The 9,180-nt window shown below is 42.8% G+C and carries 12 protein-coding genes; 3 read left to right on the forward strand and 9 right to left on the reverse strand.

Translation table 11 applies throughout. The annotated features are described in order from the left end of the window. The first annotated feature begins 19 nt into the window (after nucleotides 1–19). On the forward strand, nucleotides 20–1,195 hold the full coding sequence (locus IM485_RS17730; protein WP_104398147.1) for an esterase-like activity of phytase family protein: 1,176 nt from the start codon (nucleotides 20–22) through the stop codon (nucleotides 1,193–1,195). A gap of 111 nt (nucleotides 1,196–1,306) precedes the next feature. Here the strand turns inward: IM485_RS17730 and IM485_RS17735 are convergent, their stop codons facing one another. From IM485_RS17735 to IM485_RS17745, 3 genes are all read right to left on the reverse strand, one after another. Then, entirely contained in the window at nucleotides 1,307–1,858 is a 552-nt protein-coding gene (locus tag IM485_RS17735) for a LabA-like NYN domain-containing protein (RefSeq protein WP_002751943.1), read from the reverse strand. A 261-nt stretch (nucleotides 1,859–2,119) separates the two neighbouring features. Further along, complete coding sequence (locus IM485_RS17740; RefSeq protein WP_104398148.1) at nucleotides 2,120–2,944, reverse strand: sulfurtransferase; 825 nt, start codon at nucleotides 2,942–2,944, stop codon at nucleotides 2,120–2,122. Next, nucleotides 2,913–3,356: an ATP-binding protein gene (locus tag IM485_RS17745; protein WP_287744695.1), complete on the reverse strand. Its 444-nt coding sequence runs from the start codon at nucleotides 3,354–3,356 to the stop codon at nucleotides 2,913–2,915. Before IM485_RS17745 ends, IM485_RS17740 begins: the two co-directional genes overlap by 32 nt. 172 nt (nucleotides 3,357–3,528) lie before the next feature. Here IM485_RS17745 and IM485_RS17750 point away from each other — a divergent pair, with 172 nt between their 5' ends. After that, nucleotides 3,529–4,665 carry a SpoIIE family protein phosphatase gene (locus tag IM485_RS17750; protein ID WP_287744698.1) on the forward strand — a complete coding sequence of 379 codons (1,137 nt, stop codon included), beginning with the start codon at nucleotides 3,529–3,531 and terminating at the stop codon, nucleotides 4,663–4,665. Between the two features lies 1 nt (nucleotide 4,666). Here the strand turns inward: IM485_RS17750 and IM485_RS17755 are convergent, their stop codons facing one another. Further along, on the reverse strand, nucleotides 4,667–4,990 hold the full coding sequence (locus IM485_RS17755) for an STAS domain-containing protein (protein WP_194014054.1): 324 nt from the start codon (nucleotides 4,988–4,990) through the stop codon (nucleotides 4,667–4,669). Between the two features lie 145 nt (nucleotides 4,991–5,135). Here IM485_RS17755 and crtO point away from each other — a divergent pair, with 145 nt between their 5' ends. Then, complete coding sequence (gene crtO / locus IM485_RS17760) at nucleotides 5,136–6,782, forward strand: beta-carotene ketolase CrtO (RefSeq protein WP_287744700.1); 1,647 nt, start codon at nucleotides 5,136–5,138, stop codon at nucleotides 6,780–6,782. Nucleotides 6,783–6,967: 185 nt separating this feature from the next. Here the strand turns inward: crtO and IM485_RS17765 are convergent, their stop codons facing one another. From IM485_RS17765 to IM485_RS17785, 5 genes are all read right to left on the reverse strand, one after another. Next, nucleotides 6,968–7,216 (reverse strand): type II toxin-antitoxin system mRNA interferase toxin, RelE/StbE family, encoded by a 249-nt coding sequence (locus IM485_RS17765; RefSeq protein WP_002751947.1) that lies wholly within the window; start codon nucleotides 7,214–7,216, stop codon nucleotides 6,968–6,970. Continuing rightward, entirely contained in the window at nucleotides 7,213–7,464 is a 252-nt protein-coding gene (locus tag IM485_RS17770; RefSeq protein ID WP_104398154.1) for a type II toxin-antitoxin system Phd/YefM family antitoxin, read from the reverse strand. Before IM485_RS17770 ends, IM485_RS17765 begins: the two co-directional genes overlap by 4 nt. A 243-nt stretch (nucleotides 7,465–7,707) precedes the next feature. Continuing rightward, nucleotides 7,708–7,917, reverse strand: coding sequence for a type II toxin-antitoxin system HicB family antitoxin (locus IM485_RS17775; protein WP_002737731.1), 210 nt, complete (start codon nucleotides 7,915–7,917; stop codon nucleotides 7,708–7,710). Continuing rightward, on the reverse strand, nucleotides 7,914–8,132 hold the full coding sequence (locus IM485_RS17780) for a type II toxin-antitoxin system HicA family toxin (protein WP_002737958.1): 219 nt from the start codon (nucleotides 8,130–8,132) through the stop codon (nucleotides 7,914–7,916). The genes IM485_RS17775 and IM485_RS17780 overlap by 4 nt, the downstream gene beginning before the upstream one ends. Before the next feature lie 60 nt (nucleotides 8,133–8,192). Next, on the reverse strand, nucleotides 8,193–9,180 hold a 988-nt coding region (locus IM485_RS17785; protein WP_287744703.1), incomplete at its 5' end, for a tetratricopeptide repeat protein.

Below are 9,180 nucleotides of genomic sequence, written 5' to 3' on the forward strand. Positions count from 1 at the left end.
TAGTAGAGGGTTATATTTTGTGATCGATCAATTCTATAAGAGACTGACTGCCGAAAATTTGCGTTTCCCAATTTTGGGTTTAATTGCTAGTTTAATTGTAACCTTTAGTCTGGCTGCCTGTGGTGTCTCCCCACAAGTTTTGGCAGAACAACGAATGTTTCTACCCCTCTCGGTCGAGTTTTTGGGAGAATATCAATTACCACAAGCGGATTATCAAGACACAAGGGTGGGGGGATTATCGGCAATTACCTATGATCGTGCCAATAACCGCTTTTATCTGCTCAGTGATGATCGTTCTCAGAAAGCTCCAGCCCGCTTTTATCGGGCTAGTTTGCAGATAAATGATGAAAAAATCGAAAAAGTGAATTTAGAGGCGGTCACGTTCCTAAAAGATGGCAAGGGAGAAACTTTTAAAAAGGGATCGATCGACTCGGAAGGTATCGCTTTTTCGCCCCGACAAACTTTGTTTATTTCCAGTGAAGGTGCGGTTAAAGAGGGAATTGCTCCTTTTATTGCTGAATTTGATTTGCAGGGACAATTAAAGGAGTCTTTGTTAATTCCTAATCGCTTTTTACCGGATGATAGCAATCAAAAAGGAATACAGGATAATTTAGGGTTTGAATCCTTAACTTTAGGGATTACCAGCACTCTCAAAGACGATCCTTTTCGTTTGTTTACTGCCACAGAAAGCGCGTTAATTCAAGATAGTCCCACGGGAAAAAGAGCAGAAAATCTCAGAGTGCGACTTCTTCATTATGTGATCGATCCGATCGGTGCGCCTGTGTTAGTATCGGAACAATTGTATGTGTTAGATGAGCCACCCAGTGGTGCGAGATACTACGGTTTGACGGAATTATTAGCTTTAGAAAAAGAGGGTTATTTTCTCAGTTTAGAGCGAACTTTTGGTTTAGAAGGTTTTGGAGCGAAACTATTTCAGGTAGTTAATGGGAGTGCCACTGACACCTCGAAAATCGCCAGAATACCGGGAGAATTAGAAGCTTTACAGGTGCAACCCTTGCGGAAAAAATTATTACTAGATTTAGGTACTTTGGGGATTGATTTAGATAATTTGGAAGGAATGACCCTCGGTCCAAGATTACCAGATGGTAGTCGCTCTTTGATTTTGGTCAGCGATGATAATTTTAATCCGAATCAGGTCAATCAGTTTTTACTCTTTCGACTCAAGGAAAAATAAACAAGAGATGGTTAATTGCCTCACCTATCCCCTTCTGGGAGAAGGTTTGGGGTGAGGACTACCAATAAGGAAAAAGGGGATAAATAGCCGGTTTAAAGACACAACGATCGGTTAATAATCACTTTTTTCGATATCTTTGCGAATATCATTCAGGTCAATATAGCGATCGGTGGCATTTCGCAATTCCCTAGCGATCATCCCTTCCGTAGAAACTACGGTAATATGAGTATTTTTAGAGCGCAATAGTTCGATCGCTCGTTCAAAATCGCCATCACCGCTAAATAAAATGACTCGATCGTATTGATCGACGGTATTAAACATATCGACGACGATTTCGATATCTAAATTAGCTTTCTGGGAAAAACGACCGGAACTATCATCATAATATTCTTTCAAAATTTTTGTTCTCACCGTATAACCCAAACTAATTAAAGCATCGCGAAAACCTCTTTGATCTTGGGAATCTTTTAAACCCGTATACCAAAAGGCATTAATTAACATAATATTCGGGTCGTTGGTGAAGTAATTTAACACCTTGCGCGGGTCAAAAAACCAACCATTTTTTTGTTGAGCATAAAACATATTATTGCCATCCACAAAAATCGAAAGGCGATCTTTCGGACGGGTGCCACCATTACAATGACAAAGACCGGCTTCTGTCATACAAAATACATACCTAATTTTTTATACAGTTTAACTATAAAATTACTTTTTAGTAATTTTACGGGGGGAAACGACTATTCTTTGGGGAATAGCGGTGATTTGAGAGCAAAAGGATAGCAACTAAAATAAAAATTAGCTTTTTTGTCTGGGAGACAAATTAGATAATAGTTTCGGAATAATTAAAAGTGATAATAGGGGGATTGTACAGTAATTAGGTCATTTTGATAATCTTTCTCGATAGATGGGTATCAATAGGGCTGGTTAGATCAGGTAGGAACACCAATCACTCCAACCTCCAGAATATAGCTTAACATTCTCGTATCCGGCTAGGGTCAGGGAAAAGATATTAACACAGGCTGTCACTCCTGAACCACAGTAGAGGATAATTTCTCGATCGCCTTGCCGCTCTTGCCAACGTTGTGTTTGCTGGGCCAGGGGTTGAGAAAAACCCTGACTATCGGTGACTTCCAACCAGGGATAATTAAGCGCCCCCTCGATGTGGCCGGCGATCGGATCGATCGGTTCCCTTTCGCCCCGATAGCGATCGCTTTCCCTGGCATCAATTAACACCACTCCCCCTTGCTCTTTTTGCCTTTTTACCTCCTCGATCGTCACTACCCAGTCCTGTTGAACTTGGGGGAGGAAAGCGCCGGTTTTCGGCACAGGTATCTGATTAGAGACGGGATAACCGGCATTTAACCAATTTTGCCAACCACCATCGAGAATGCTGACTCGTTCATGGCCCAGATAACGTAATAACCACCAGAGACGACTGGCAAAGGCAAAACGGGAGGCATCGTAGGCGATGACATGGGTTTGACCAGAAATCACCCCTAAAGAGCTTAATTTAGCGGCTATTGTCTGCGGATTCGGTAAAGGATGACGGCCGCCATGACGGGCAACGGGAGCCGATAAATCGCGATCGAGGTGTAAATAGAAGGCATTTTCAATATGATTGGCTAAATACTCTTGATAACCGAGATCGGGATCATTTAATTGAAAACGACAGTCAATAACCATCAGATCGGGGCGATCGAGATTGTTAACTAACCAACTAGGAGAAACGAGGGGCGCGATCGGATTCATGGCGGGAAAATTGTTTAATAATTAATAGACAGTTGCGCTGATCTTCGTTGCGAGTATAACTGAGTTGATCGGCGATTTTTCGGAGGATCGGCAGTCCTTGCCCATGACCAGAGAAACTATAGTCATGATAGGCGTTTTTCTCGATAAAGTCCTCTAAATCGAAGACGGAACCCCGATCCCAGATGCGAATTTCCATCTGGTGAGGGGTAATCTCAATCTCGATCTCGATCGGAATTTCGGGGGGTAGGTGTCGGTGAGCGTGACGGACAGCATTGGTAAAACCTTCGGCAAGAGCAAGCTGACACTGGAGCCAGTCTTTTTGGGGAATGTCCGCTGGTTCAAGTTGCTCAAAATATTTTAAAACGGTATCTAAGGACCTGAGATCGCTATCTACCTGAAAAGAAATCTTCACCCCCAGCTTACCTCTGCAATGCCTTACGCTAGAAGTTATACCATTTTTCCCAAACTATGACTGATGTGTTAGCTCGATTCTGGATTTAATCTTCTCTTGAGGTATAAGCAAAGTCATCTTTTAGGGGGTCGGGGGTAAGCAGTAAGATTGAGATAGTCAAGTCATAAAAAAGATGGTACGAATTCTAGTAATTGATGATGATGGAGTAATTCAAACGTTCCTAAGACGAGCCTTGCAGAAGGAATACGAGGTTTTTGTTGCCAGTGATGGGGAAGAGGGATTAAAGCAAGCGGGGCAACTAAAACCGGCGATGATTATTTGTGATTGGATGATGCCGGGGATCGATGGGTTGGAAGTTTGCCGGCAAATTAAGCTTAATCCCCAACTGTCAACGACTTTTTTTATCCTCTTAACTTCTTTGGGATCGGTGGAGGATCGGGTGAAGGGATTGGATGCGGGGGCCGATGATTTTTTATGCAAACCGATCGAAATTAATGAGTTAAAAGCGCGTGTGCGGGCGGGAATGCGTTTGCATCAATTAAGTCATGATCTGCAAGCGCAAAAACAATTACTAGAAATGGAGTTAGCGGAGGCGGCGGACTATGTGCGATCGCTGTTACCAGAACCTTTTATTTCTCCAAAACTTGCTATCGATTTTCGCTTCCTTCCTTCTCGTCGATTGGGGGGCGATGGTTTTGATTATTATTGGTTAGATAAGGATCATTTGATGTTATATCTTTTAGATGTGGCGGGCCATGGTTTGCGAGCGGCTTTACCTTCCCTTTCGGTGATTAATTTACTCCGTTCCCGTGGTTTAAGTCAGGTGAATTACTATCAACCTAATCAGGTTTTACAAGGGTTAAATCAAGTTTATCAAATCAGTCCTAAGAATGATAAATATTTTACTATTTGGTACGGAATTTATGATCGGAAACAACAACAGTTAACCTATGCCAGCGCCGGTCATCCCCCAGCAGTTCTCCTGACTCAAAAACCTTTTGGCCAGATGATTGAAACCAGACTGAAAGCCCCCGGTTTTCCCATCGGGATGTTTCCAGAAGCGGAGTATATTAATCAGGTTAAATGCCTGAATTTACCCAGTAGCCTTTATCTTTTTAGCGATGGAATTTACGAGATCGATTGTGTTGATGGCAGGATGTGGGGACTAGAAAACTTTATTCAATCTTTGCGAAATTATCATTGTAATTACGCCAAAAATCTCGATAATTTTATTAAAAAAATTCAAGCTTTACAATTTGATGGCAATTTTAGGGATGATCTTTCGATTATGCAGGTGGATTTTCGCTGACTTAACTTCCTAAAATTTTTTGTTCTAATTCTTCTCGGTTATTAAAAATTTCAAAAACTCGATCCATATCAGTCAATTCAAATAACATTTTTATCTGATCATTAATCGAGCATATCAATAGTTTACCCCCCGCAGAACGCACGGTTTTTAAGGATAAAACTAACGCCCCTAAACCAGAACTATCCATAAAGGTGACGTTCTGGAAATCAACGATAATAACCTCGGAACCTCCCTGCACGGCTTCGGCAATTTCTTGGCGAAATTCGCTGGCTTGGTTGCCATCTAAAATACCGGATGGTTGAATAACTTTAATCGCAGAACTCATAAAAAAAAGGAAAAATTAAAGGTTTTCTACCCGCTCACTCATAACTGCTCGCTGAAATCTGCTGATAGCAGCGAATCTTTAACTATTTTTAACATATTAGGGTCAAGAAAAGCGCAAAATTAAAAATAGGAATTTTTGAAACTGCATGGAAAGTTACGATGTCATCCTCATCGGTGCCGGGCATAATGGTTTAGTTTGTGCCGCCTATCTCCTCAAAGCCGGTTATCGCGTCCTCCTTCTCGAACAGCGTAGCGTACCGGGAGGCGCGGCTACCACAGAAGCGGTTATCCCGGATCTAGCCCCCGATTTTAAGTTTAATCTCTGTGCGATCGATCACGAATTTATCTTTTTAGGACCAGTAATTGAGGAATTGGAGCTAAAACGCCACGGATTAGAGTATTTATTCTTCGATCCTACCGTTTTCTGTCCCCATCCCTCCGGCCAATATTTTCTTTCCTATCGCTCTCTGGAAAAAACTCACGCCGCAATTGCCCAGTTTTGTCCGCGAGATGCCGATCGCTACCTTCAGTTTATCGACTATTGGGCGCAGTTGATGAATGCGATCGCTCCCTGGTTTAACGCTCCGCCCCAAGATTTGCTCAGAATCGCCCGCAATTATAACTCTAGTGCCTTAGCTAGTGTCTGGAAAGCGATCGGCTCGAAAAAGAAACTGCTCGACTTCATCCGCACGATGATTACTTCCCCCGAAGATGTCCTCAATGAGTGGTTTGAGAGCGAATTTGTCAAAGCACCCCTGGCTCGTCTAGCGGCGGAAATTGGAGCTCCTCCCTCCCAAAAAGGCATTACCTCTGGGATGATGATGATGGCGATGCGTCATTCCCCCGGGGTGGCTCGCCCTCGTGGTGGTACAGGCGCACTAACCGAGGCTCTGGTGAAATGTGTTGTTAGTCTCGGTGGGGTGATTTTAACCGAGCAGAAAGTTAAACAGATTCTAATCGAGGAAGGACAAGCGATCGGGGTTAGGGTGGACTCTGGACAGGAATATCTGGCCAAAGCGGGTGTTATCTCTAATATTGACGCTAGACGAGTTTTTTTACAGTTAGTCGCCTCCGCCGATGTGGATGCCGCCGATCCGGAATTGCGAGAAAGGGTAGAACGACGAATTGTCAATAACAATGAAACAATTCTTAAAATTGACTGCGCCCTCGCCGAAGCGCCAAGGTTCGAGGCTTACGATCACAAAGAGGAGTATTTACAGGGAACGATTCTCATCGCCGATTCCGTGCGTCACGTTGAACAAGCCCACGCTTTAACGATTTTGGGGCAGATTCCCGACGAAAATCCCTCGATGTACCTAGATGTACCCACTATTCTCGATCCCTCCATGGCTCCCCAGGGCAAGCATACCCTCTGGATCGAATTTTTTGCCCCCTATCAGATTGCCGGGGCCGAGGGAACAGGATTAAACGGCACGGGATGGACGGAAGAATTAAAAAATCGCGTGGCCGATCGAGTTCTTGATAAACTGGCCGATTATGCTCCCAATCTCAAATCTTCGATCATTGCCCGTCGGGTGGAAAGTCCGGCCGAATTAGCTAATCGTTTGGGTTCCTATAAAGGTAATTACTATCATCTTGATATGACCTTAGATCAGATGATTTTCCTGCGTCCTTTGCCAGAAATAGCTAACTACAAAACCCCCATTAAAAACCTTTATTTAACTGGGGCAGGAACTCACCCCGGCGGCTCAATTTCGGGAATGCCGGGGCGCAATTGCGCTCAGGTTTTTCTGCGGGATCAAAGCACTTTTCTGCAAAGATTATTTAACTAGGGTTTGCTGAATAAATGTGAAATAAGTAGGTAGTCGTGCAAAATAAATTTCCTAGCGCAGAAAGGCACTCATGCAAGAGGCAAGAGGCAAAGGGGGGGTTAGATATGTGTAATTGATTTTGCTTAGGTACTTATATTCTAAACGGGGATGACTTCAGGCGTTATGACTGCTCTTACCTAATCTCCCTAGTGTGTTTTGGTACGAATAATCAGAATAGTTTGATCGTCTTCATAAATTTCATAAAGCAGACGATCTTTTCGATTTAGGCGATAGGAATACAAGCCTTCTAAATCGCCTTTTAAGGATTTGCCAATATAGGGATTAATTGCAATTATGTTAGTTAAAATTTCTTTAAGTTTGACTTTTTGTTTTTGGGTGAGTTCGTCGGTATCTTTTCGCGCTTGTTTAGAAAAGACAATTGTGTAGGTTGTCATCCAAATACTTGTTCCATTGTTAGGGTTTCTCCTGCGGCATATTCTCGTCGTGCTGATGCAATATGTTGTAATAGTTTGGAATCTTGCATGAGTTCGGAGGTTTCAGCTAAGGATTCCCATTCTTCTTGAGTGATGAGAATATAACTGCGATTTTCACGAACGATCACTACTCCATCGGGTTCTTTTTCAGTGCAATCGCAGAGTTTTTCTAGGTTGGCTTTGGCGTAATCAACGGTGACTTGATACATAAATCGCTTACGGTTTGTGGGGATTAGTCTTATAATAAAGCAAAAATTGCTTCTTGGCTGACGTTTTCATTATTTATTTTGGGCTTTTTGGTTCTGATCGAGAAGAAGGAGATATGACAACTTTAGTAATGATCTAAGCCGTAACTTGCATAATGTTTATTTTTGCTTTTCCGAGATCATGGTATAAAATGTTCTATGAACGGTTAAATACTAGGAGATATTACTGAACTGAGAATATTTGGGCTATGCGGAAATAGCCCGGAGAGGTGGGAGAGATTTGCCTCGTGCAGTGTAGTCTTCGATAAGGAGATCTAGAACTTCAAGGGCATTTTGTAGAGCTGCATGGTAGGTTTCACCATGGGTATGAGCATAGGGGCCAAATTCAGGGAGGTGGGCGATAAATTTGTTGTCTTCTTCTGACCATTGAATAAAAATACTATAGTAATAATTCATGGGTTGTCTCCTTGATTTAAGTTTGCTAGTTCCTGAAGTGCATTTCTTACGTCTTTTTCCTGGTAGCGATCAGCATCACTACTATCTTTGCCTGACAGGGTCAAGCTATATTCTAAACGGGGATGGCTCCAAACGGTATGACTACCTTTACCGGGGCGATAGGTAAACCCTGCTTTCAGAAGTATAGACTTGAGTTCTCGTATTTTTTTAGGCATTTACTATCTGCTGGAGTAATTTTATTGCAGTTTGAGCATTATTAAGGTATTACAAAGAATCTAGGAATGACGGAGTGATTGGATATATTCCACCATTTCAGGGGGAAAGCGTTGGCTTAATTCCTCATCGGGAAGTTGAGAAAGCATCAGATTATAATTATTTTTTACTGTTTGAGTGTCGGGGTGGTTTTCTCCTAATTTTTCCGAACAAATAGCAATCGCTTTTTGATAAAGCGGTTCTGCTTCTGTGTATTTTCCTTGATCGCGATAAAGACTCGCCAGACTGTTGAGACTGTTGGCCACATGAGGATGCTCTGCTCCTAATTGCTTTTCCCCAATCGCCAGCGCTTGCAAATAGAGAGGTTCTGCTTCTGCATATTTCCCTTGATTGTGATAAAGATTCGCCAGATTATTGAGACTGTTCGCCACGTTAGGATGATTTTTACCTAATTGCTTTTCCCCAATCGCCAGCGCTTGCAAATAGAGAGGTTCTGCTTCTGCGTATTTCCCTTGATTGTGATAAAGATTCGCCAAATTGTTGAGAATGGTCGCTAGATGAGGATGCTCTGCTCCTAATTGCTTTTTATAAATCGCCAGCGCTCGCAACAAGAGTGGTTCTGCTTCTGCGTATTTCCTTTGAAATTTATAAAGATTCGCCAGATCGTTGATGTCATTTGCAACGTATGGATGGTTTTCCCCATAAACTTTTTCATCAATAGCCAGCGCTCGCAAAAAGAGAGGTTCTGCTTCTGCGTATTTCCCTTGAGCGTAATAAAGATTCGCCAGATTGTTGAGACTGGTCGCCACAGCAGGATGCTCTTTTCCTAATTGCTTTTCCCAAGTCGCCAGCGCTCGCAAAAAGAGAGGTTCTGCTTTTGCGTATTTCCCTTGAGACCGATAAAGACTCGCCAGACCGTTGAGACTGGTCGCCACATCAGGATGCTCTTTTCCTAATTGCTTTTCTGTAATCGCCAGCGAGCGCAACAGGAGTGGTTCTGCTTCTGCGTATTTCCCTTGAGCGTAATAAAAACCTGCCAGACCGTTGAGA

It is taken from the genome of Microcystis sp. M169S2 (genome assembly GCF_020245865.1).
GTDB classification, from domain to species: domain Bacteria; phylum Cyanobacteriota; class Cyanobacteriia; order Cyanobacteriales; family Microcystaceae; genus Microcystis; species Microcystis ichthyoblabe_A.